The following is a 24,066-nucleotide window of genomic DNA, read 5'->3' as shown; positions in this document are numbered from 1 at the left end:
GACATCAATATATAATTTGATTGTATTTTTACTTCTCGTGTATTTTTATAGCCAAACTCATAATATAATGTATGTGCCATATTTCATTCTACAATTTTTCGTTTTTTCCCTCGTATTACTAAATCGCCTATTTCCTCATTTTCTGAATGATAAAGATCCTTCTGTTAACACCTCAATGATCATTCTCAGTATTTTAGGTGTGCTTTTTATGCTGGCTGTAGCTTTCGGTATTAGAATAAAAAAACAAAAGTAGATTATAGCAAGATTTGAAATAACCATGGAAAGGAAAGGGAGTTCATTATTGAAAGAATACAGATTATCACTGGTAGTTATAGTAATTGGTTACACACTAGCGATGTTGAAAGCGGCTTCTATGGCGACAAAGTTATTGTTAATAGCGCTAGTTGTTTGGACTATACTATTAGTAGTGCAAGCGATCCGTGATGGGGCTCTAAGTCAGCCCTTAGTGCTTTTCTGGATGGTTACAGTCACCGTATTTCTTATTCACCTAAGTACTATTATTTCAGGAATAAGAAGTTTATGAATATAATAAAAGAAAACAAACGGGACTTCAGCGTATGTTTCACTACTAATGTCCCGTTATTTTTAATAAAACTTTTTCATAAATCCCCCACGATCATTCACTCCGGATTTCATATAAATCTTCTTCACAAAGTTTCTTACTGTGCCTTCCGTAATTCCTAATTTCTCACCTATGTATAGTGCTCCTTTATTCTGTAGCCAGAGATTGGCGACTTCACGCTCTCTTGCCGTAAAACAGTAAGTATCAAATAGATTATCTATCTGATTATGAGTCTGCATTTCTAACTCTAATTCGTATTCAATAGAGGCTACGATAGATGAAACTAAAGCAAATATACTGTCATATACAAACGGGGTATGGCGTGAGAAATTTAGAAAAGCTACTATTTCACCTTGAACTTTAATTGGACTGCAAAGGCAGAGCCAACTTTTGAAGAAGCTTAGTTGATGTTCGTCACCTTCAAGGAATATGTTCTCCCCTGTTTTAATGGCGATAGAGATGGCGTTAATTCCTCCTGATTCCATGGACATTGCACTACCTGGCCTAACGATCAAGGGTTCGAAATCCTGATAAAGAGAATCCTCCCCATGGATATCTAGTACAATTCCCTCTAGGTCTACTAGAAAAAAGAGATGTGGATAAAAGAACTGCCCTTGTAGCAAATTTAGTTTACTTCTAAACAGCTCTAGCACTTTTTTATTGGAGTTCTGCCTCGTCTTTAATCCAGTATGAGAAATGTGAGTTTTGAGTTCTCGCAATGAAGTTCCTTTATACTCTGATTTCCAATCCATCCATTGTGCTCTTGAGAATTGGATTTTTGAACTCCAATTGGGCGGAACCGCGGTTCTGGGATTGTGGAGTAGAGTCATGTTGCTCATCCTTTGCTTTTGAATTGAATATTAATTATATGGTTAAATTTAACATAAGGCAAATTACCCACTATTAAGTAAAAATATAGGGGAAAAGAACGAAATGGAGTCTGGATATTACATTTTCTCTGAGGACGCTATAGTTAACATCAAACGGTATCCATCTGGGCAAAATTTGTAAATGGGGATGCCGAAGATTTATACTCAAATATATACACATGTTTAGCCTAATTAAGCTCTAATCATGGGTACCAATGAATGTATTCAATCACGGAGAGGATGTAGAAGCGGAATGCGAGAACTTCAGGTTCAAACGAAATATGGTACGGTTCAAGGCGAGCTTTTACACGGTGCAAGTGTATGGAAGGGTATTCCTTATGCGAAACCGCCAGTGGGAGAGCTGCGTTTCCGAGCTCCGGTACAGCCCGAGTCATGGGAAGGAATCAGACAGGCGACCGAATTTGGGCCTGAGAATATACAGCCGCGTCGGGATTCAGAATGGATGGGCGGGCAGAAGCCGCCAGAGTCGGAAGACAGTCTGTATCTGAACATATGGGCACCCAAAAAAGAAAGCAGTCATCCCCTCCCCGTTATGGTCTGGATTCACGGGGGATCGTTCGTAACCGGATCAGGCAGTCTGCCTGTATATGATGGCACACAGCTGGCTGTTCGCGGCGATGTCATCGTGGTGACGATTAACTATCGTCTTGGGCCGCTAGGATTCCTGCATATGGCTCCGCTGCATGATTCATACGTATCCAATGCAGGCCTGCTGGATCAGGTAGCGGCGCTACAATGGGTGAAAGATAACATTACTTCCTTCGGCGGTGACCCTGGTCAGGTAACGGTGTTTGGCGAATCGGCAGGTAGTATGAGTATTGCCGCACTAATGGCGATGCCAGCAGCCAAAGGGCTGTTCCAGCGTGCCATCATGGAGAGTGGTGCTTCGCAATTCATGCCGGCAGAACAAGCTTCGGCTTTGCGTGAGGGCATGTTAAAGGTGCTTGGTATAGACGGGGACAGCCTAGCCAACCTGAACAGCATTCCGGTAGAGCAGATTATGGCGGCGGCAGAAACGGTGAAACAGCAGAGCGGACCAGGTATGGCCTTGTTGTTCCAACCTGTGCTCGATGGTGAGACACTGCCCCAGATACCACTCCAGGCTGTAAGTGAGGGATTCGCGCAGGATATTCCGGTACTGATCGGAACAACGCTGCATGAAGGATCGTTATTTATTCAGCCAGATGTCCCGTTTTCCAATGAAATTGATATGGTGCAGGGCGTTGATTTCATGACACCGGATCTGGAGAATCGCGCCGCTATCGCGGATAGTTATCCGAAAACAGCGGATGGACAAGCTCAAGTCATGACGGATATGTTCTTCTGGCGATCAGCACTACAGTATGCATCTGCACAGCAGAAGCATGCCCCGGTGTGGATGTACCGTTTTGACTGGGTAATGCCGGAGCATCCCCTTCTGAAAAGAGCGATTCATAGCATTGAAATGTTCTTTGTATTTAACACGCTGGATGCGCTGAAATTCATGAAAGCTGAGCCGGATGAAGCGGCTAAAGCGCTTGCTCTCAAGGTACAGGATGCCTGGATTTCCTTCGCGAGAAACGGCAATCCGGAGACAGCAGGAATCGAATGGCCTGAATATCGTGAAGATCGGGCGACACTGATCATTAACCATGAGATTGAGGTTGTGCATGACCCAGAGGCTTCCAAACGCGAACTGCTAGGTGTTAAGTAAGGTATCCTTCAATCAAAAGTCTGAGAATATACAACGAGTTCTAAAATCTTAGTCTTTCTAATTGCAAAAGGCGGCCTCATGGAATAACCATGAGATGCCGCCTTTTTTGGCTATGTGGTCGTCTCTGTTAGGGAGAGCACACTTGATTTATTATTTACGGGAGGCTCGCGTATGAGAGGCCTCGTCGAAGTAGAAGGAACGTTTTCCACCCGAGAATATCACGACCACCACATGGATAAAGAGGACGAAATATACGAGGAAGACTAAAAAGTTTATGCCTAGGAAAATCCAGACCAGATAAGAATTAAGCACATCATCCTGGTAGTTAGGGGATGCATACTGACTTACCAGTTGAATAACCGTTAACACAAACCACGGAGCATAGATGGCAATAAATCTTTTCAATAATGCTCTAAGCGTCGGCATACCCGTTTGACGATCGACATATCGGAACCGGAGAACGGCAGAGCCCGGTGTAACTCCGTTGCGAACCCAAGGGATAAAGAACAGCACGATAACCATCGCCGTGGACGTATTGATAACATCCTGAATATCATTGGACGCTGTGAATATGGAGATGAAGGTGTCGATAATCATGACAACAATACCGTCGATCAGCAGTGCGAGCAACTGTGGCACAGGATAGACGCGGTTTTGCTCCATGATTTGCTCACTCTTAGCTTGAATACTCTCACGTGACGGGAACAAGGCCAACGCAAGCGGGGCTGCGAAAAATCCAATCACTGCACCTGAGGTGTTCAACATTAGATCATCCACATCGAACAGTCGGTAAGGACAACTGAAATACCCGTACAACCCGGTGAGTTGGGTGACTTCGAAAAATAAGGAAAGCCCAAAACCGGCGACAAAGGCATGTTTCCAGAATGCTCTCTTTTGCCAGAAATACCGAATATAGACCCCCAGCGGCATGAGTAGCAGGACATTAAACAGTACTTGCAAGAAAGCACGGCCTTTAATCATGTTGATCCAAGTTGATGGTTGAGACCATATGATAGGTGTTTCCTTCATAATGTCTTTCACAAACATAAAGGGTTGAAGGTTGTAATATACGGCATTCGCTGTGTGACCAGCGCAGTTATTTCGAGTCGCGGGAAGCGGCAGGATCACAAGGCAGTAAGCAGCCATGAGGAAGAAAATAAAAGAAAAGCTGACGGCAAACCGGGACCAGCTAAAGAAGCCGTCTTTGCGATAACCATAGATTAACCACGGCACCAGCAGAAACATGGATGCAATGACAAAGATGATAAACGCGGTCTGAATGGGGAAAACATAGGATGACATAAGCAGAAACTCCTTTGGCATGGAAATATAAGTAGAGGACAATGTCCGTAAGGTTTATAAAATGATTTCGTCTGTTTGGATACTTATATATTAAGCGGATTTCCTTAAAGCAAGGGTAGAACCAAGTTTAAATTTGGTTTAAATTCGGTGTGGGTGGAACCTTCCCTATAAGTTAAACATGTGTTGCAGTGATCCATCGTATGGAACAAACGGCCCAAATCCCGTATACTTGCATGTAAGCCAATTTTAGAATGGAGAGTTTAATACATATGTCTACTTTGCCTAATTGTCCGAAATGTAATTCGGAGTATACGTACGAGGATGGTCTGTTGTTGATCTGCCCGGAATGTGCGCATGAATGGTCTTTGGAAGCGGATCAAGGGGATGCCGAGGAATCCAAAGTTGTGCGTGATGCCAACGGGAATGTACTGAAGGATGGGGATACCGTTACGGTCATTAAAGACCTCAAGGTGAAAGGCAGCTCGCTCGTCGTGAAGCAAGGAACCAAGGTGAAGAATATTCGTCTGATCGATGGAGATCACGATATTGATTGCAAGATCGATAGCCTTGGCGCGATGAAGTTGAAGTCCGAATTTGTGAAAAAGATCTAGGGTGGAGTGCAGGGACTGCACTGTACATGAGTCCTAGTATACTTGTCTTCATCCATAAAGAACGTTCATTTCTGCATTGCTGTGGAAGTGAACGTTCTTTTTTGGCTGTGCGGAGAGAAGAAGAATGAACCTTTGAAGGATCGGCTTTGTCTATAGTTTTGAAAAGGCTGATGCAAAAGAAAGGAGGAGAGTCGTTTGACTGAAAAAGAACTGTTCGAAATGTACAACAAAGATGTGTACCGGACGTGTTACTACATGCTCCATCATGCGCAGAATGCGGAAGATGTCTGCCACGACGTTTTTATTACCGTCTTCCGTCAGGATTGGAGGAAGGTGGAAAACATGAAAACATGGCTGATGAAAATCACAGTGAATCACTGCCTTAATTTTATGAAAAGAGAGCATGCATCCAAGCAACGGGAAAAAAGGGTTTTTATGCTCACGCCGCAACGAACGGTTGACCCGGTTGACCAGGTGGCTCAGCATGCGGAGGAATCGGATCTCTGGGAACATTGGGTTCAGGAGTTGCCTGAGAAAATACGTTCAGCCATTCTGCTACGCTATATGAACGAATTCAGTTTATCGGAAACGGCCGAAACGCTGGAAGTTCCGCTGGGCACGGTAAAGTCAAGAATATATAAGGGAATTCGCCTGCTGAGGAAAAAATGGGAGAAGGCCAGCAAACAACATCAGAAAGGGGAAGTGTACAGTGAAACATACGGAAGAAAGGTTGTCTCATCATCTGAAAAATGATGCGGATATCCATTATCCCGATTTTAATGCCATGTGGGATCAGATTCAAAAGGATCAAGAGCGTTGCCCTGAGCTTCATGCTTCAGCGAGGAAAGAAAATGTACGGCAGAGCCTGAGATGGAAAAAAACCACACTGATCGGAACAGCAGCCGTTATTCTTATGGCGACACCTGTATACGCAGCAGTCCACTATGACTGGTTTGACCTGTTGAATCACCGGAGTGGTATCCAGAATGCGCTGCAAAATGGACTTGGACAGAAACTGAATCAATCGGTGACGGTCGGCGGGGTAACATTAACACTCGATACTGCCTTTACTGATGATAATCGTACTGTTATTTTGTACACCTTAAACCCCGGTAAGTACAAAGGGGATACGGTAAGATTTCCTTCGATCGGCCTGCGCGATGAGACTGGGAAGCAAATCGAAGGCAGGTATTATCATGATTTTGATCAGGTGAACGGAGTATACAAAGGTTATTTTGAAACGGAGTGGACACCGTCAGGAAAAGAGGTCGATGTTGATTTTACAGTAAGTGGAGTCCAGGTGTTGGCTCCCGAGGAACAGGCAATTAACCTGGATCTTTCCCAGCGGCAGTCACAAGGGTTCGATATCCATCAAGACGGCTTGGGTAAACTTGCAGTGAGTGTATTCAACGAGAAAGATAATCAAGTGATGCTGTCTACATCGTTAACTTTTGACCAGTCTGATGTCCGTGAGTATGCTTATCCTTTTTTAAAGATTTATGATCAAAAAGGACAGACATTAGATTCGGTTGCACCGAGTATAAGCGGTAAGCCAGGAGCGCACGGTGAATATATATCAGAACAGTTCTATAACCTGGATACGTTAAAACAACAAGCCTCATCTTATGTACTCGCGTATCATAAAGAAGAAGGCAGAATGGATCAGCCCTTGAATATCAGTATACGATTAGATAAAACGGAGATGCTTGGCGGAACGAGCAGAAAAGTGTTGAATCTCCCTCTGGGCCAACAATCGGAAGGGGTACTCGTGAAGGAGGCCATCATTACGCCGACACAAATCCGGGTGATTCTTGCTCAGGATCGAGCCATCTTGCAACTGCCCTATTTGAAATATGATCTGGATGTGCATGGCACACGTTTGGAAGGTGCCGTATGGCCGTCAGATACTTCAAATCAAATGGAACTTCGTTTTGAAGTCAACCCCGGCCTAGAGATTAATCCAGATACACCAATGACTCTGTTCGCCCATCATCAAGTCCGATATATTGAGGGTGAGTTCGAGCCGGTTACTTTGCCTGCAATTGGTGAGAAGCCACAAGTTGTGGATTCAAATCTGGGCGGTTATACAATCCATTGGACATATTACCTTAAGGACGGGGATTTGTACGTGGAGAGGTATAGTGATGATCCGCATTTTGGAGGGATGAATCAGACCTTTATGCTCATAAAGGGGGAACGAAGCTATGGTATGCCTGCCAAGACCCAGTTTGCGGGTGACGGAGACAACCAGGGTATTGATCGGTATGAGAAGTATACATCGGATACGGCAGTTGTATATCCTTGGATGTATAGTATAGAAGAACCGGAAGCTAAAATAGCTGTACCATTAGTGGAAAAGAAGCAAAAATAAGAAGGATTGATGTAATACGGTTTGTATTTTATAAATGAGAGAACTGTCTGATGTACTGTGAATTTAGAGTTGATAGTAAATATTTAGGAGAACTATACTTGGTAAAACTAAAATAACAAACGCAATGATCAGGAGTATTAAGGTATATGGCGTGGTTCAGAGAACTGTCAATTCGGTGCGAGACAGTCCAGCCTGTCCCCAACTCACCTGTGAGCGGCAGGATCGAATGCGTTCCACGTAGATCCTGACGGGTAACCTCCGTCATCAGGTCATGAGATGTTATGGAAGGATAGGTTGGTATAATCCTGTCTATAAACAAAAAGAGTGGTACCGCGAAGGTCAGACCTGTCGCCTCTTAGCTGAGGCGGCAGGTCTTTTTGATGTTCTTTGATGTTCTGTAAAGCTTAATTCCAGAGGAAAGGGCAGGTGTACAAGAGATGGACAGAGATCGAGAGCGCATTATTCAATATTATTCCGGATTTGATGAGTGGGGCAGGCTGGAGCGCGAACCCATCGAATTCATCATTAACATGCATTATATTCGCGAACATCTTCCGCCGAGCGGTATGATTCTGGATAACGGTGCAGGGCCGGGAAAATATGCGATGGAGTTAGCCAAACAGGGGTACAGGGTTACGTTATCGGATCTTACACCTTCATCGGTAGAGCAAGCACGAGAAAAGGCCGAAGCGTTTGGGTTGACGCCGCAGTTTGAGGGATTTCATGTATTGGATGCGATTCACCTGAACGAGATTGTAGATAACACTTATGATGCAGTGCTTATGCTGGGGCCGCTTTATCATCTGCAGAAGAAAGAAGCGCGGAGGGCGGCAGTGCGTGAACTCTATCGGGTAACCAAGCCGGGAGGCGTTGTATTTGTGGCGGTACAGACCCGGATGCGGATGAGTATCAACTCACTGCAATCGCCCCATCATTGGAGTCCCAATGATAGCATGGATGCGATCCGGTCTTTTGTAGAAAGAGGCACATTTGATCATCAGGATCAGGGCCGCTTTACGGGAGCATACTATTTTCATGTGCAGGATGTTGTGCCGTTCATGGAACAGTACGGCTTCGGGACTGTTCAATTGATCGGCTCTTCCAGCCTCAAAGCGTTGATTACAGACGAGCAGCAGCAATATTGGAGGGAACGCGGTGAAGAGCAAGAACTGCTTCAATACTTGATTGAGGCGGCCAAAGACCCTTCCATTCTGGGAATCTCGTCCCATCTGTTGTATATCGGAAGGAAGTTGTAGAAGAAAGGAGCCCTCTGGAAACAGAGGGTACTTGTGTTTTTGCTCAAAATAGTCCAATATAAAGGTATATAACAAAAGGTGATCTACTTACAATAGGTTAGATGAACGACGGATCGCTTCATACACAGGGAGGAACATATCATGGAAATCGGAATTAGTACATTCGTGGAAACAAACCCGGATGTTAATACAGGAGAAGTAATTAGCCACGCGCAGCGTATTCGTGATGTTGTGGAAGAAATCGTTCTGGCAGATCAAGTGGGTCTGGATGTGTACGGTGTAGGGGAGCATCATCGTTCGGACTATGCGGCTTCATCCCCGGCAGTCATTCTTGCGGCGGCAGCTTCGCAGACGAAAAACATTCGCTTGACCAGTGCGGTGACCGTGTTGTCGTCGGATGATCCAGTACGTGTGTTTCAGGACTTTGCGACATTGGACGGTATTTCAAATGGACGTGCGGAGATTATGGCAGGGCGTGGCTCATTTATTGAATCGTTCCCATTGTTCGGTTATGATCTGGGCGACTATGATGAATTGTTCGACGAGAAATTGGATCTGCTTCTGAAACTGACGGAGTCGGAAAAAGTAACCTGGTCGGGCAAACACCGCCCTTCCTTCAACAACCTGGGCATCTACCCGCGTCCGGTGCAGGAGAAGCTTCCGGTCTGGATTGGCAGCGGCGGTAATCAGGAATCGGTTGTCCGTGCAGGTCTGCTCGGATTGCCGCTGGTGCTTGCCATTATCGGTGGTCGTCCAAAACAATTCGCACCTCTGGTGGAGCTGTACAAAAAAGCAGCCGCACATGCCGGACACGATGCTTCCAAGTTAACCGTTGCTTCCCACTCTCATGGCTTTGTTGCCGATACAACCGATGATGCGGTAGAGAAGTTTTTCCGCCCTGCACAAGCGGTAATGAACCAGCTGGGACGCGAACGCGGATGGGGACATTATGGACGTGAAACATTTGATGCGGCACGTAGTCTGGAAGGTGCATTGTACGTAGGGGATGTGGACACCGTCGCTGAGAAGATTATCTATCTGCGCAAAGAGGTTGGCATCACCCGTTTCATGTTGCATACACCACTGGGTACACAGCCGCATGATGAGGTTATGCACGCGATCGAACTGCTTGGCAAAGAAGTTGCACCGAAAGTGCGTGAGGAAATTGCACGCTGGGAAGCGGAGAATCAAGAGGCGCGCTAAGCCTGCTGTAGATGATAAATATGATCTAAATTGATCTAGTCATGTACACCGAGATAGAGTAGCAAAAGAAAAAGGAGCATGTCCTAAGCGTATTACGCAAGCGGACAGGCTCCTTTTACGTTCGACGTTAACCTTTTCTACATGCACCAATCTTGTGTCTATCCTTTCGCAGATTTGTTCACAAGAGAGCCTATAACCATCGATAACGTATGATCATAGAGGGTTTTGGCAGCATCTTCGTTCTCGATATGTCCTCCCAAGTACAGATGAATCACACCATGTAAGGGAGCCCAAATCATACGCACCGCAAGCAGGGGATCTTGCACCTGAATCATTCCTTGTTCAATGGCTGACTCAACTAACCCAGATACTTGTTTCAGTGCAGTCGCTGTTCCCTGTAACGTCTCTCCGTCCGGTTTGAATTCGGAAAAAGAACCTCCAAACATCAGCTGATAGAAGCTGGATTGAGCAATGCCGAAGTCCCAGTAGACGTAGGCCAGATCACGGAAATATTGTTCGAATGATGCTTGCCGGGGAACAGCTTCAAAATGCTGAGCCATAACAGAGCATCCCTCTAGATATAGATGCTTGGCTAACCCTTCTTTTTTGCCAAAAAGGTTATATATGATCTTGGTAGAGCATTCCATGCGTTCAGCTACGCGGCGTACCGTGACGGCTTCGGGTCCATGCTCTTGTAATAAAGCAGCAGCAGCATGCACAACATTTTGCCGAAGATTATCCGAGTGCTGCAGTCTGGCTTCCTGAAAGGTTGTTACCGTATGTGCAGGTTCCGCGGAACCCGAATGTATATCCTTATCCTTCATTGATTTCATCCTCATAACCGTATTGTTGTTAATCAGGAACTGCGACGTTTCCTTTGCTTATGGCCATTCTACTGTTTTACGCCAGATCACGTCAATTTAATTGGACTCTTGAAAGTAAGCACGACGTTCTGAAGTCGAGTTAAACAGATTGAATTTGACAGGATCATGAATATTGGTTACGATGATTCTATATGGTAACAGTGTTTCCTATAGAAAACGTATGTTTATATTAATGTAGAGGGTGGATGAGAAATGATAAAACAACATCAATGGGCACTTATTACAGGAGCTTCTTCAGGAATAGGTGAAGTTTTTGCACTCGAAATGGCTTCGAAGGGTAATCATGTTGTACTAGTAGCAAGAACGGAGTCCAAACTGGAACAGTTGGCAGAACGAATCAAACGTACATATCAAGTAAGGGCAGAAGTGGTCGTATCGGATCTCTCCGAATTAGACGCACCACAGAAGGTATATGAGGAATGCCAGAAACGGGGAATACAGATTGATATCCTGATCAATAACGCTGGATTCGCTACTCATGGTTACTTTGAACAATTGCCGGGTTCCCGGCAACAGGATGAGATTACGTTGAACGTATTAGCTTTGACAAACATGACGCATCTTTTCTTGCCAAATATGTTAGAGAAGGAGAATGGCACGGTTATTAACGTGGCTTCGACGGCAGCTTTCCAGCCTGATCCGTTTATGGCGGTGTACGGGGCGACAAAGGCATTTGTACTTTCTTTTACAGAGGCGTTATATGAAGAAAATAGGAAACGTGGCGTTCAATTTTTGGCCTTATGTCCGGGCTCAACCGAGACGCCGTTCTTTGATGTGGTAGGTGCTGATGAAGCTTCTGTAGGTAAACGTGATACACCTGAGCATGTCGTGGCAGTGGCCGTGAGGGCGCTGGAGAAAGGCAAGCCATATGCAGTACCGGGTGCCCGGAATTACTGGACAGCACAGTTCTCCCGCCTCATGCCACGCAAGTCCATGCTGCGAATTGTCGGAAGCATGTTAAGACCACGATTCTAAGATTACAAGTGGGAAAGCTACAAGCCTGAATTAACCTTAGAAGATGAACTCTTAGGCCAGAATGCCTTTGGCCCGAGCTTCCTTGATCCAGCCTGGGAATTCGTTGAGCAGACGATCGTACAATTCTTCATCGCTGATTTTCGAGATGTCGTCCAGTGCGAAGAAGTTAGCGTTATCAATGAAACGCCCCTCCATTTCATCGAGATTCTCCAAAACACCGTAATTGGCTCTACCCAAACCAACGAATTGCCAGAACAGATTTTTGGTTGAGCTTTCGGTAATCAATCGCTTGATTTTTCCTTTTTGACTAACCCCGCCATCGCTAAAAAAGATAATATACGTTGGAATCTTAACATTGGGTTCCTCGATGGTGTATTTATGAATGACATCTTGCATTACAGGTGGTTCGTTATTGGTACCGCCTTTGCTCCCCAGCTTGTATGTACGTTCAATATAATTCTCGAAATCTTTGGCGGTGACGCTAGGGGCACGTAAGAAGTCTTTGGCGAAGAACCATACGTCTAATTCCCCGTTGTCATCAAATGCGGATGCAATCGCCAGTATCCGCTCAAAGGCTTCTTGCACGATGCTTTTACGATACAGATGGTACATGGACCCTGATGCATCGAATACAACGGCAACACGTGCCTGAATAGGTTCAACCTTTTTCTTTTGGAGAGACAGGGTTACTTTATGCTTGAGCAAATCGATTTTGGTCAAGTTCAGTGGTGGAGGGCTCGGAATCGGATCAGCAACGGGTACCGCGGTTTGGGATGAGGTTGCTGCCACTTCAGCTTGTGCTGTGAGCAGGGCCTGTTCGGCTTCCGAGGCATCGTTACTTTCAATCTCTACCCCGAAAGATTCTGCCAGCGGCTTCAATCCACCGAAGAAACCACGTCCGATGGCACGAACCTTGAATCCGTCACGATACTTGTAAATTTCAATGAAAATAAGCGCTGTTTCTGCCGTGGCCTGCGTAATCTCATACGTAATCTGCTGGGAACCCGCTTGAACAACCGCTTGACATGTACGAACATCGGCGAATGTATGTCCCGCATCAAGTGTAGCCGTGAACACACATTTTTCTACAGAGGCCTGCCGTAATATATGCGTATCCAGTACAAAAGTGGATTGCCATTCCTTTATCTGTTGCAAACGAACGCTGTTATGCGGGTCAGCCTCCTGATTATAAAATACAAAATAGTCGTCCGATGGAACTTTTCCTGCTTCGTTTACCATGAAACAGCTAACATCCAAGGCCGAGGGGGCGGATGTGCATTTGATTGTCACCTGAAGCTGAGCGCATTCGTTAATGTTGGTATTCTGGCCTGTGTTTAATTGTATAAACGAATCTGTCATAGTCGGCTGCGCCTCTTTTCTCCAAAATAGTGGTGGAAAACAAACAGTAACAAGATAGATTTTGAGCCATATGTTTCCACAAGTCAATGATTTCAAATATGCGCCTAGCCTTCCTCTGACTCGTACTTTTCCCGATGTTGCTTCATCATTTTCACGTAGTCGGGGTCTTTCTTCGCTACTTCCCATTGCGCTTTGAAAATAGCTGCTGCTTCCGCCTTCACCGGGTCGTTCTGATAAGGCAGGATCGAGCCATCCTGCTTCGAATATTTGCGTCCGCCTTTATGATTGGTATAACGTCTCGCCCGAGTGTAGCCCATCTGTAAAAACTTGCGAGCCATATCCATGCCAACGAAATCCCCCTGTTTCTTATACTCCAAAAATAGTTCATAGATCTTCTCCGATGACTCTGTCGCAATCTCAGGTGTTTTGAACCGCCAGTGCGGCAGAATCTCGCTTTTGTAGGGTTCCACCATAAGTACCCCTTGCTCGCCCCGGCCAACGGTATATAATTCAGGCTGCTTCCGCAGATCGAGTTCCTCGTAATTTAGACTGTAGTCAAATTTTTTCATCGGGATATCCTCCTTAGGAAATGGTTCATTTGCGCTCCCCACATGAGCATCGTATGGTGACGTTATTGTGCCCTTTTTCCTTTTTACCCCGATTCTGATGTAACATGCACGGTTAATGGGGAACAATAGAAGGAAATGTCAGGAGGGATAACGCGATGGGCATGTCGGGCAGATATGTGGTCGTAACCGATGAATTGGTAAATTCCATTCAATCAGGAGAAGTTAGTGTGCATGATTGTCAGGTCGATCTGGATATTGATAAAACGTGGCAGATGCTACAGTTTACGTTGAACGGTAACCTTGTGGATGGAGAACCTCCGCTAGGATACGTTGTGCCGCTGGCTAGTCAGCAGTATTTGGGTAACTATTCCGATATGGATCTGTTCTTGATTAATAACAAGCAGGTTCTTGAGGCTTATATGGCCTTGGAGCAACTTACCCCTGAGGATGTGAGGATGCGTTTCAGCTTGGACAAGATGCTTGCTGAAGGGGTATACCCCGTAATGGAAGGTTGGGACGAAGAGGAGATTTTTCAGGAGATCGTGCAAACGATTGATATGATTCAGGCTTTGTTTCAAGTCACCGTAGAGAACGGCAACGGGATTATCTTCTACGTGTTCTAAAATGGCTAGGTATTGCAAAAATCACCGCATCATGTTTGATTCATATGCCATCCGGTTATTGATACAAACAAGGCAGTGCCTTGATGATATCCGCTGAAGAGAGGGAGAGCGATGATGACACAAAACCAGAATGAAGAAAACAAAGCGATTCAAGACGATGAACCGGATCAATTCGAGACCCCTGTAACACCAGCAGATGAGGTGAAAGATGAAGAGCCTGCAGAAGATCAGGAGCAGGAATAGTCTGAAAATATTACATGAAACAGCATGTTTCCACGCGCATGTTATGACATATGAGTGATAGAAGAACCAGGAGGCCGGACGCGATCCGGCCTATTTGGCCTATTTTTGTGCGTATCCGTTTACATTGTTTCCACCTGCCCTCATAATATGAATTGAACCATATTTTGCTAAGGGGGGAGATCCCAATTATGAGTCGTAAGTTAAGCCAATGGATGGCAGTACCGCTTGTCCTTTTACTGGTTATTCTTACAGGTTGTCAGGCCGTGGGCGGAGTTAATGTTAGCCAAGCCATGGTCAATAACACCAATGTAAAATCCGGTGAAACCAAACAATCCATGCATATTAACATAGAGCCGGACAAACAATTGGCAACCGATGAAGACCTCGAAATGATCAAACGAATTAACTCAATCTCGCTGAACATTGATCATGCCAAGATGAAGGACGCGAACACGGCATCGGTCAAAGGATCGGTGAGCATCGAAGGAACGAAATTGCCTTTCCATCTGTCTATGGACAAGTCGGGCATGACCATCGATGTCGATGGAGCTCAGAAACCGGTTTATATATCTCTGGATACACTTGGGGGAGCAGAGACCATGCTTCTTCCAATAGATACTAAAGAACTGGAGAAACAGCTTCAGGAGCTTTCTCCGAAGGTATTCACTTTTGTCATGAAACATCTGTCCAATCCGAAAAACATATCCGTTACCCCTGTTCAGGAAGCCGTAAATGGTGAAATATTGTCTCTGAACAAGCTACATATGGAGATTAACGGTGAAGAGTTGCTTGCGATGTTTAAGCCGTTCCTGACAAGTATCTCTAAGGATGAGCAAGGTCTCAAACAGTTGATTGGAGACTTGTATGATGTGCTGTACCCTGTATTTGAAAGTTATATGGGCTTGGAAGGTATGGAAAACGAAGGAATCACCTCTATCCTGCCTAATTCGAAGGAGGAAGCAGTCACTTCCATTTATGCCATGATTAAAGAAGGTTTGGACAGCATTCTGGCGAACTATGATCAGGAGCTGAGCAACCTGCTGAAAGATACACCGGAGCTGAAAACAGTATTTGGCTCGGAAACTAAATTAAACATGGACTTCTTCATCGACAGCAAGCTGGATATTCGCAAACAAAAGATGTCGTTGAAGGTGGCTGTGCCTGCATCAGAAGACTTGCCAGTGCGCTCTGTAACGGTTAGCGCAGACAGTGAGCTATGGAATGTCGGCGGCGCGGTTACTGTTGATCAAGTAGATGCTTCCCGTGGTGTGATGGAACTAACCGAAGGGGAAGTTACACCGGGTCAGGTGCTTCGCAATTTTGATCCAAATTCATTTGTTTATCAATTCCTGAAAAATGAGATGAAGATTACAACGAAAAGCATCTTCCTCTATCCGGAAGACGAAGAGTTTGGTGCAATTACTGTCAAAAATACAACCTTTGTACCGATTCGCTATCTGTCCGAGCAATTGGATGCAGAAGTGAAATGGACGAAAGGTTCGAAACAGATCGTTGTCATTGATGACATAACCGGAAACGAGATCGTGCTGACGGTAGATTCTCCAAAGGCCACCGTTGCGGGGCAAGAAGTCACGATGGTGGAATCCGCCTTTGTTGGCAAAAACGGCAAGACTTATGTGCCGCTTCGTTTCATGGCTGAATCACTTGGAGCCACGATTGAAAAAGAACAAGATACAGGCTGGATTTTCATTGATCGTCCGTAATCTAATGTAGATAGCTAAAAATGATGCGTGCATTGAAAGGGGATTTCAGAGAATGCCAGATTTCTCGTAATGATGTAGAAAAGAACAAGGCGCAAAAATTCCGTTAGACCAACACGGGATACGTCTGTCCTTTTTGACCCATTACGAGGAGCTTCGGCGTTTGATCTGAAAGGATGAAACGATACGGGAGTACCTCTATTGGAGGTACTCTTTTTTGTCGTGCCATCACAAAATAATCCCTAAGAGGTGTTCTATATGAATCATGGTTTCACGATTTTTGCTAATTCAGTAATGTTACGTCCCTTTACCTTGCAAGACCGAGCCGCGCTGACAACCTTGACACATCAGCCTGAAATTACCGACCTGTTACCCGATTGGAAGATGACAGAAGAGCAATTAAGTGAATTTTTGCAGTTTGTCGTAGGGAGTTATGAACCGTTTGATCCTCAGGATGTACGGATTATGCTTGCGGTCATTCATCAGGAGAGCCAGCGGTTGATCGGTTGGTGTGGTGTGTTTCCTAACGATATGCTTGATCCGTCTGATCATGAGGTAGCTTATGCCATTTCACGCGATCACCGCAACAAAGGTTATATCACGGAGGCGGTACGAGCGTTGACGACGTATCTATTCGAACATACGTCGTTAAACCGGATTGTGGGCATCGTGAAGACGTACAACCCGGCTTCTCGTAAAGTACTGGAGCATACAGGCTTCCAGTATGTGAATCGGAGACGTCTGTCTGACGGGGAGGTCTATGATTATTTTGAACTTAACAGCACGGATTCTGACGGGGAAGCTACTGGGCATGGGCAGAATAAATCCAAACCATTATCGATAAACCTGCGCCGGGCAGAACAAGAAGATGCCGTTGTGCTGACAGAAATCTGCACACGTGCTTTTGATCATGTCATGCACGTTTGGGCGAACGGAGAGCAGAAATTGGATAGCAATCTTTGTCCTCCGGGATATAACGCTGTTCGCTTGCATGAATATGTCATTCGTGAGTGGGACTACTATGTGGTGGAAGCAGATGGCTGTGCCATCGGTGGCGTGAGCATAAATGTGCTCGGACATGGAATCGCAAGGTTGGATAAAATCTATATCGACCCTGTCTGTCAAGGGCGCGGAGTAGGCTCACAAGTGATCAGACAGATTGAGACTGTGTTTCCGCATATTTTGCATTGGAGGCTGGAGACTTCTGGTCGGCAGACGAGTAATCATCATTTCTACGAAAAGCTCGGTTATGTTCGGATGTATGCCTCCGAGTCAGAGTATGGTTATGAGAAGAAGATCGATACCGGAAGCGGACAGCATGATCCAATTCAGGAGCATGAACATGTTCAAGCCAATTTGGATTCGATGTGGTACAGCTCCAGTACAATGAGGAACAGCCGCATCACCGACTGTAATATGAGTGGAAGCAAACTAACGAACCTGAATATGACGGAAATGTTGCTGGCAGATTTACGTTTAACAAATACCAAGTTTGAATTCTGTGCGCTGGACGGGGCTCAGTTCCAGGATACACATCTGGGTACAGACCGCGTGCCAATGCAGTGGAGACATTGTGATTTGGGAGGCAGTCGATTTGTCGACTGTGATCTTTCAGGTGTTGAGCTTGAAGCCTGCCAAGTGTCAGGAATGAAAATTAACGGGATTCCTCTGGAGAAATTAATGGAGGCATATGAGTTGTCGAAGGTGTGATAAAGCCCAATTTGAAAAGGGTATTAAATTAAGAATGACCTCGTGCTGTGCCTCATTCAAACAGATTAACCCGAATGACTGGGAGTCGGCGTCCAAAGAGTTCGTAAAGGACAACCCGGCCAAACGTCTGGGTGAATCCAAGGAAGTCGGCCGTCTGGTCGCATTCCTGCTGTCCGGTGAACAATCTGCCAAGTCCTAAATCAATCAGGATAAGACCATGAAACATAAACATTCCCTTCGAGCCATATTAGCGCTTAGAAGGGAATGTTTTATTTTTTATATTTATAGTTTCGAGGTTATATGCGGAGTTTTACCGTGAGCAGTAATGACCTGTATCCATATTTGGGCGCCCGACTTGGATTACGTATGTTGCAGCAACTGTGTTTTTTTGCTGAATCCGGTGCTACCAGCGGAATAACCCATATTTTGATAAAATGCATGCGCTGCTTCACGATCCGCACGATTACCGCTGTTTAGCGAGATAGAGTCGACCTGCTGTGTGGCTACCCATTGCTCAGCAGCGAATAGAAGTTGACGGCCGATACCGGAGCCGCGGTAATGTTCGTGCACAACCAGTGCCATAATACGGCAATGTCTACCGTTCTTTTCATAGGAATATGACGTCTGCATACCAATCAGTCCCACTACACGCCCGCGCACTTCGGCTACCAGCGTTGTGAAATGGGTATCAGCAGCAATGTGAGTGTATCTTTCCTGCATCTCGTCGTAGGTTGTTGGGTATCCCAGCTGATCCATAAGAATAACCATGTCCTGCAGATCCTGATCGGCGCTATGCCGGATATTTACATCTAGACTCATACACGAGACAACTCCCCGGAACGTTCTTTGAGAGACAGATCAATGATGGTGTCGAGTAGCTCAGCAAAAGAAATCCCCGCAGCGGCGGCACTTTTGGGTAGCAGGCTGTTGCGGGTAAGCCCCGGTAAGGTGTTTACCTCCAGTACGTAAGGCACGCCATCCCGAATGAGCATATCCACTCTGGCATAGACACTGCATTTGAGTACGTTGTAACAGGTTAACGCTGCGGCTTCTACGCGCTGATGCAGCTCTGAAGGGAGTTGTACGACCTGCTCATCCGCACCGTTATCATCATACTTGGCAGCATAATCAAAAAAGGCAGCATTGGCACGAATAGAGATCACGGGTAGCATTTTACCATCTACGATAGCACAGGTAATCTCTTCACCCTCAATGTATTGCTCGATCATTACACTGTCATCCCAGGCAAGAGCGGACTCTACTGCCGCAGGCAGGGATGATGGTTCATAGACGATCTGCGTTCCAATGCTGGAGCCGCCTGAGTTGGGTTTGACAACGACAGGGTACGTTAAGTGCTGGACAACCACAGAGGACAGATCTTGCATTCTGTTCACTTGAAGCCAGTCTCCCGTGAGTACCCCCGCTTGCCGCATGAGCTGTTTGGACATGTCCTTATCCATGCATACGCTGCTTGCAAGCACGCCGCAACCCGTGTAAGGAATGCCGAGGGATTCAAGCGTGCCTTGCACCGTACCGTCTTCTCCGTATTTTCCGTGCAGGGCAAGCAAAGCTACATCGATTCCGTCCGATTTATCGATCAGATCCCGTTTGGAATTCAGCTCAATCGGCACGACCTCGTATTTGCTTCTGTCCAAGTTCGCAATCATCTCCTGTCCGGTGAGCAGGGAGATATCCCGCTCTGAAGATGTTCCGCCCATAATAACGCCGACTTTCATATGAAATCCTCCTATGCTTTTTAAAATTTCTTACATCATGCTCGCAACCGTTTCCCCGATGATACGAATGCCTTTGCGAATGTTCTCGTCACTGACTCTGGAGAAGCCGAGCCGCATGGTGTGAAGTCCTTGACCGGGCTCCAGATAAAAGGTATCTCCGGGAGTAAAGGTTACCCCTTTTACTTTACAGGCAGCTAGCAGCTCTCTGGTTCGCACCTCTGGTGGAAACTGCACAAACAGATGCAAACCGCCTGCTCCGGATATTTGGCACATCGGCAGATGCCGTTTCAGACAATGCACAGCGAGTTCATATTTTCGCTTGTACTCTGTACGAGCCCGTTTCAGGTATTTTTCAAAATTGCCGTTGCTTAAATATTGATATAACAGGGACTGATCCAGAGTAGACGTATGAATACTGCGCGCCCGCTTCATGCTTTCCAGATAATCGATCAATGCGGCATCCGCGATAATCCAGCCCACACGCAGTCCGGGAAACAATACTTTGGAGAAGCTACCGAGATAGACAAGGCCGTTACCCTTACCCATACTGGCGATCAAGGGCGAGACATGGGAGCCGGAATAACGAAGCTCTTCGTTAAATCCATCCTCAATAATCGGAACTTGATATTCGTTCATTAAACGTATAATTTCAGTTCGTTTTGCGGGCGAAGTCACGATTCCGGTCGGATTGTGATACGAGGGCACAAGATATGCCAGATCATACGCACTTTCAGCCAGTTCCTGCTCTAGCTGCTTCAGATCCAGGCCATCCGGTTCCATATCGATACCGGTTAGCTGAAACTGGTGCAGCTTCAGGTTCTTGATCGCCGTATGATGTGTGGGATTCTCACAGAGCGCTTTGCCGCTCTTTTTGCGCAATGCCCCGAGCACCAGGTCAAATCCCTCCGTAAACCCGTTCGTAATCAAAATATCCTTACCCGTAAGGTCGACCCCTTTGTTTTCCATGTAGTTCATCAAATAATTCATGAGCGGTTTATATCCTTGCGCGTAGCCGTAATTAAGTAAAACTTCTCCTTCAAGTGACATGCGATCCAGGAAGGCCCGTTTCACATTTTGAAGATCAAACAGTTTTTCATCCGGCGCGATGCTGGTAAAGGAAATTTCGCCGCGCTCTGCTCCCGAGCCATGTTTCATCAGATCATATTGCTCTGCCTGAATTGCATAATCGCTAACCTCTGCCGTCCAGTCAAGTTGCCAATGGATTGCATTGGTCTGTTGCGTTTCAATAAGTGTGCTGACGTAATTACCCTTACCTTTGAGCGCATAGATCAATCCTTCCTCTTCAAGCTCTGCGTAGGCGAGCAGGATGGTGCTTCGGCTTACCTTCATCAACGTGCTCAGCTCACGGGTTGAAGGCAGCTTCTGATTGGGCTGCAAACCGCCTTTTAACATTAACCGTTTCAAATAATCTTTGACTTGTATATATACAGGGCGGTCCTCCGTCAAATGCAGGTCGGAATACATCCCATCACTCCCTCTACTGGTATCTTGCCATATTATAAACCCAGCAGAAAGAACCACGATACCTCTGTTTCGTAGCTAAAGTGGCCTGAGTTGTACGCACAACGGGAAAAAGCCCTGGCTCATATGCCGGGCTGGAGGTGAAGCCTGTTCAATTCTAAGGGTGTAATACTATGCTGTTCTAGCTACAGTTGCATGTTCTGACTAGTCTCTAGAAATACCTGTCTGTATAATTCTAAGTGGAGCTACTTCCTATGCTTTGTCTATATTATTCTAATCCTAGATGATAAACTTGATGCTGTAATAAAAAGAAATCTCAAAAAGGCTAATTATTGCCACTCATTGCTTGCTGCAATAGGTTTTCGTAAAGATGGTAATTCTACAATCTACTTCAAAGCTACGGTTCTTACTAACTGTACTCTTCTCGTGTGCACGTCACCGAATTCAGTATGAAAAAGATGAAAAATGATAGGCTCTGTAAAACGAGCGTGGATACAAAGACATATGTCTTAGTGCCCAAATTCTTCCTCATACCCCTATAGTACCACTTTGAATCAGGGAAGTTAACCTTTTTTTTGAAATATTTGTCGCAAAAGCGAAAATTCCGTGAATTGTACTTCATTTAGCTCGAAATGGTGTCGGATTGTGATATGTGTTAGGATGTAGTTCTATAGAATATAGAGGAAGTGAAATGGATGATTCAGATTACGGTTCCAACACCGGATGTAACCATTACAAAGCAGGAAAATCCGCAGTTAAGCCATATTTACGGATTTACTGATTTTCACCTGATTACAAGGGAGCAAGGCGGAATTTTCATGTTTTATAATGCCGATGATGAGTTGTTATTTGTCGGGAAAGCGCGAAAATTGAGACCGCGAATCAAAAAGCATTTTGAAGATACGGTATCACCAATGAAGAATTATCGCGAGGAAGTCGCGAAGATTGAAGTTTGTTTGGTAGAAGATCCGATGGATCGTGAAATCTACGAGACCTATATCATTAACACGATGCGTGCAAAGTATAATGTAGACAAGGTGCTGTATAAGTAAAAGTTAAGTTATTTAAGGTGCACAAGCAAGTAAACAAGTTAATAAGCTTGAAATATATTTAGGACATATGTCCTGGGTTCATATGCAAGTGGACAGGATGTGATCCATGGATTGCATCCAACTCCATTCTCTTTGCAAATATAGTTCTACGTAGCAAGAATAGAAGCTGAAAAGTTTACTTTTCGAGGAAGCAGCACCACGCAGGGGTTTCACGGATTTACCAAATACATAAGAAGAGGTGATGGTGTTGATCGGTCGCAGCGGTAATCCTACACTTAAAGACAGCACGTTCGAGAACAGAGGATATGGAGAGGATCGGTACCAGAATTACATGACGATTAACGGCACGGTGAACAAAGCGTTCATCACGTTGATCATCTTGCTGGGCAGTGCATTTGCAACGTGGATGATGTTTTTCAAAGGACAAGAAGTGATGCCGCTTGCCTATGGCGGGTTAATTGTCGGTTTTATTTTGGCGCTAATTATTTCGTTCAAACCGGTGGTATCTCCATATCTTGTACCGATCTATGCGGTAGCAGAGGGGATGTTCCTGGGAGCACTTTCGGCAAGTTATGAGTCCTTGTACAACGGAATTACGTTACAAGCAGCTTTGCTAACCATGGCGGTGTTTGTTGCCCTGTTAACAGCCTATAAAACGCGGTTAATCAAAGCAACAGAGAACTTCAAGCTAGGCGTAGTGGCTGCAACAGGCGGCATCATGATTATGTATTTGCTTAGCTTTGTGCTCGGTCTGTTCGGCATCACGGTGCCATATCTTCATGAGAACAGCCTGATTGGTATTGGCATCTCGGTTGTGATTGTCATTGTTGCTGCTCTTAATCTGGTACTGGATTTTGACTTCATCGAAAGTGGCGCCGAGCAAGGTGCGCCCAAGTATATGGAGTGGTACGGTGCGTTCGGACTGATGGTAACTCTGGTATGGTTGTACATTGAGATTATTCGTCTGCTCAGCAAACTGCGGAGCCGCGACTAATCTTACCGTTACAGTTATATGGGTTCACAGATAAAAGGAGCGAAACGCCGGGGATCTTTATCACCGGATGGATTCGCTCCTTTTCTAACCCCTACAGGTCTTTTCTGCAAATTAAACCAATTCAGCGTATATACTCTCCAGCGTCACGATCTCGGGATGGCTTGGCAAATCTCCTTCTGCAGTACAGGCAGCAAACATATGCTGTTCATCTAGAGGGTGACTGTAGAAGCGATGCCTAACAATTTGCCCGTCTTGATTACATCTCCAAACAGGCTCTCCATGTTTCTGAACATGGGGAAGAATAGCGAATGAGCTCAGCGGCATGGACAAGCCCATGCCTATAGCTTTAATGTAGCTCTCCTTTAGCGTCCAAAGGCGATAAAAGGTATTTAACTGTTGATCTGCAGGCTGTGCCGCCAGATACGTGTTCTCTTGCGGCGAGAAGAAACGCTCTGCGATCTGCAGGTCGATCGGTGCTATTTTCTCCACGTCCACACCGATTTCATCTTTACCCCCAGCAATCAGTGCAATCCAATCGCCGGAATGCGAGACATTAAATTGTACATCAGCGTCGTGAGTGAGGGCGGGTTTGCCATATTTGTTACGGGTAAACGTAATCTCTCCATGCCCTAGGCCGGTCAACTTGCTTAACTTCACACGGGTCAGCACTTCACCTAGCACTGACCGATAGGCATCCGCCAGATGTATAAAACGAGAAGCTTGTGCCCGCCGCTCCTCAGAGACAGAGGACAGAAATAGATCCCAGTATGCTTCGGGTATCACAGAGGGTACCTTCAGTACTTGTATAG

The 24,066-nt window shown here is 45.6% G+C and carries 23 protein-coding genes and 1 other annotated feature; of the genes, 14 read left to right on the top strand and 9 right to left on the bottom strand.

What is annotated here, in order from left to right:
• Positions 1 to 606: 606 nt before the first annotated feature.
• Complete coding sequence (locus tag Q9R46_RS19040) at positions 607 to 1,335, bottom strand: helix-turn-helix transcriptional regulator (protein WP_311281334.1); 729 nt, start codon at positions 1,333 to 1,335, stop codon at positions 607 to 609.
• 370 nt (positions 1,336 to 1,705) lie between these two features.
• On the opposite strand from Q9R46_RS19040, the gene Q9R46_RS19035 reads away from it, so the two are divergent.
• Complete coding sequence (locus Q9R46_RS19035) at positions 1,706 to 3,166, top strand: carboxylesterase/lipase family protein (protein ID WP_311281333.1); 1,461 nt, start codon at positions 1,706 to 1,708, stop codon at positions 3,164 to 3,166.
• A gap of 150 nt (positions 3,167 to 3,316) precedes the next feature.
• Here the strand turns inward: Q9R46_RS19035 and Q9R46_RS19030 are convergent, their stop codons facing one another.
• A complete protein-coding gene (locus Q9R46_RS19030) occupies positions 3,317 to 4,468 on the bottom strand; it encodes a VanZ family protein (RefSeq protein WP_311281332.1) in 1,152 nt (383 codons plus the stop codon).
• Positions 4,469 to 4,737: 269 nt separating this feature from the next.
• Between Q9R46_RS19030 and Q9R46_RS19025 the strand changes: the two genes are divergently transcribed.
• From Q9R46_RS19025 to Q9R46_RS19005, 5 genes are all read left to right on the top strand, one after another.
• Positions 4,738 to 5,079, top strand: coding sequence for a zinc ribbon domain-containing protein YjdM (locus Q9R46_RS19025; RefSeq protein WP_311281331.1), 342 nt, complete (start codon positions 4,738 to 4,740; stop codon positions 5,077 to 5,079).
• Positions 5,080 to 5,274: 195 nt separating this feature from the next.
• On the top strand, positions 5,275 to 5,832 hold the full coding sequence (locus Q9R46_RS19020; RefSeq protein ID WP_311281330.1) for an RNA polymerase sigma factor: 558 nt from the start codon (positions 5,275 to 5,277) through the stop codon (positions 5,830 to 5,832).
• Positions 5,789 to 7,450: a DUF4179 domain-containing protein gene (locus tag Q9R46_RS19015; protein ID WP_311281329.1), complete on the top strand. Its 1,662-nt coding sequence runs from the start codon at positions 5,789 to 5,791 to the stop codon at positions 7,448 to 7,450. Before Q9R46_RS19020 ends, Q9R46_RS19015 begins: the two co-directional genes overlap by 44 nt.
• 115 nt (positions 7,451 to 7,565) lie before the next feature.
• Positions 7,566 to 7,809: a binding site (T-box leader), on the top strand.
• Between the two features lie 78 nt (positions 7,810 to 7,887).
• On the top strand, positions 7,888 to 8,706 hold the full coding sequence (locus tag Q9R46_RS19010) for a class I SAM-dependent methyltransferase (RefSeq protein WP_311281328.1): 819 nt from the start codon (positions 7,888 to 7,890) through the stop codon (positions 8,704 to 8,706).
• A 141-nt stretch (positions 8,707 to 8,847) separates the two neighbouring features.
• Positions 8,848 to 9,909: an LLM class flavin-dependent oxidoreductase gene (locus Q9R46_RS19005; RefSeq protein ID WP_090921199.1), complete on the top strand. Its 1,062-nt coding sequence runs from the start codon at positions 8,848 to 8,850 to the stop codon at positions 9,907 to 9,909.
• A 158-nt stretch (positions 9,910 to 10,067) separates the two neighbouring features.
• Here the strand turns inward: Q9R46_RS19005 and Q9R46_RS19000 are convergent, their stop codons facing one another.
• Entirely contained in the window at positions 10,068 to 10,733 is a 666-nt protein-coding gene (locus Q9R46_RS19000; protein ID WP_311281327.1) for a TetR/AcrR family transcriptional regulator, read from the bottom strand.
• Positions 10,734 to 10,985: 252 nt separating this feature from the next.
• On the opposite strand from Q9R46_RS19000, the gene Q9R46_RS18995 reads away from it, so the two are divergent.
• On the top strand, positions 10,986 to 11,768 hold the full coding sequence (locus Q9R46_RS18995) for an SDR family NAD(P)-dependent oxidoreductase (RefSeq protein ID WP_311281326.1): 783 nt from the start codon (positions 10,986 to 10,988) through the stop codon (positions 11,766 to 11,768).
• A gap of 51 nt (positions 11,769 to 11,819) precedes the next feature.
• Here the strand turns inward: Q9R46_RS18995 and Q9R46_RS18990 are convergent, their stop codons facing one another.
• Positions 11,820 to 13,127 (bottom strand): VWA domain-containing protein, encoded by a 1,308-nt coding sequence (locus Q9R46_RS18990; protein ID WP_311281325.1) that lies wholly within the window; start codon positions 13,125 to 13,127, stop codon positions 11,820 to 11,822.
• A gap of 104 nt (positions 13,128 to 13,231) precedes the next feature.
• Positions 13,232 to 13,696, bottom strand: coding sequence for a DUF4385 domain-containing protein (locus Q9R46_RS18985; protein WP_311281324.1), 465 nt, complete (start codon positions 13,694 to 13,696; stop codon positions 13,232 to 13,234).
• Between the two features lie 155 nt (positions 13,697 to 13,851).
• On the opposite strand from Q9R46_RS18985, the gene Q9R46_RS18980 reads away from it, so the two are divergent.
• The 5 genes from Q9R46_RS18980 (at position 13,852) to Q9R46_RS18960 (ending at position 18,192) form a co-directional block, all read left to right on the top strand.
• Positions 13,852 to 14,319, top strand: a complete 468-nt coding sequence (locus Q9R46_RS18980) for a DUF1877 family protein (protein WP_311281323.1) — start codon at positions 13,852 to 13,854, stop codon at positions 14,317 to 14,319.
• Positions 14,320 to 14,430: 111 nt separating this feature from the next.
• Positions 14,431 to 14,562 carry a hypothetical protein gene (locus tag Q9R46_RS18975; RefSeq protein ID WP_311281322.1) on the top strand — a complete coding sequence of 44 codons (132 nt, stop codon included), beginning with the start codon at positions 14,431 to 14,433 and terminating at the stop codon, positions 14,560 to 14,562.
• Between the two features lie 188 nt (positions 14,563 to 14,750).
• Positions 14,751 to 16,286, top strand: coding sequence for a copper amine oxidase N-terminal domain-containing protein (locus tag Q9R46_RS18970; RefSeq protein WP_311281321.1), 1,536 nt, complete (start codon positions 14,751 to 14,753; stop codon positions 16,284 to 16,286).
• Positions 16,287 to 16,541: 255 nt separating this feature from the next.
• Positions 16,542 to 17,993, top strand: a complete 1,452-nt coding sequence (locus Q9R46_RS18965) for a GNAT family N-acetyltransferase (protein ID WP_311281320.1) — start codon at positions 16,542 to 16,544, stop codon at positions 17,991 to 17,993.
• Between the two features lie 34 nt (positions 17,994 to 18,027).
• Positions 18,028 to 18,192 carry a hypothetical protein gene (locus Q9R46_RS18960; protein ID WP_186375551.1) on the top strand — a complete coding sequence of 55 codons (165 nt, stop codon included), beginning with the start codon at positions 18,028 to 18,030 and terminating at the stop codon, positions 18,190 to 18,192.
• A 161-nt stretch (positions 18,193 to 18,353) separates the two neighbouring features.
• Here Q9R46_RS18960 and Q9R46_RS18955 read toward each other — a convergent pair whose 3' ends face one another.
• From Q9R46_RS18955 to pdxR, 3 genes are read right to left on the bottom strand one after another with little or no spacing between them, the layout of a single operon-like run.
• Entirely contained in the window at positions 18,354 to 18,812 is a 459-nt protein-coding gene (locus Q9R46_RS18955) for a GNAT family N-acetyltransferase (protein WP_311281319.1), read from the bottom strand.
• The gene (locus tag Q9R46_RS18950; RefSeq protein ID WP_311281318.1) at positions 18,809 to 19,729 is read right to left on the bottom strand and encodes a D-alanine--D-alanine ligase; all 921 of its coding nucleotides are present in this window, start codon (positions 19,727 to 19,729) and stop codon (positions 18,809 to 18,811) included. The genes Q9R46_RS18955 and Q9R46_RS18950 overlap by 4 nt, the downstream gene beginning before the upstream one ends.
• A 30-nt stretch (positions 19,730 to 19,759) precedes the next feature.
• Entirely contained in the window at positions 19,760 to 21,214 is a 1,455-nt protein-coding gene (pdxR, locus tag Q9R46_RS18945; protein ID WP_311281317.1) for a MocR-like pyridoxine biosynthesis transcription factor PdxR, read from the bottom strand.
• 692 nt (positions 21,215 to 21,906) lie between these two features.
• Here pdxR and Q9R46_RS18940 point away from each other — a divergent pair.
• Together Q9R46_RS18940 and Q9R46_RS18935 are read left to right on the top strand one after the other, a co-directional pair.
• Entirely contained in the window at positions 21,907 to 22,263 is a 357-nt protein-coding gene (locus tag Q9R46_RS18940; protein ID WP_311281316.1) for a nucleotide excision repair endonuclease, read from the top strand.
• 247 nt (positions 22,264 to 22,510) lie between these two features.
• Complete coding sequence (locus tag Q9R46_RS18935) at positions 22,511 to 23,257, top strand: Bax inhibitor-1/YccA family protein (protein WP_311281315.1); 747 nt, start codon at positions 22,511 to 22,513, stop codon at positions 23,255 to 23,257.
• Between the two features lie 111 nt (positions 23,258 to 23,368).
• Here the strand turns inward: Q9R46_RS18935 and Q9R46_RS18930 are convergent, their stop codons facing one another.
• Positions 23,369 to 24,040 (bottom strand): 4'-phosphopantetheinyl transferase family protein, encoded by a 672-nt coding sequence (locus Q9R46_RS18930; protein ID WP_311281313.1) that lies wholly within the window; start codon positions 24,038 to 24,040, stop codon positions 23,369 to 23,371.
• Positions 24,041 to 24,066 lie beyond the last annotated feature (26 nt).

The sequence above is a fragment of the Paenibacillus sp. RRE4 genome, from assembly GCF_031844205.1.
Classification (GTDB): domain Bacteria; phylum Bacillota; class Bacilli; order Paenibacillales; family Paenibacillaceae; genus Paenibacillus; species Paenibacillus xylanexedens_B.
Note: the sequence above shows the minus strand (reverse complement) of the source record. Positions and strands in the feature narration are given on the sequence as shown.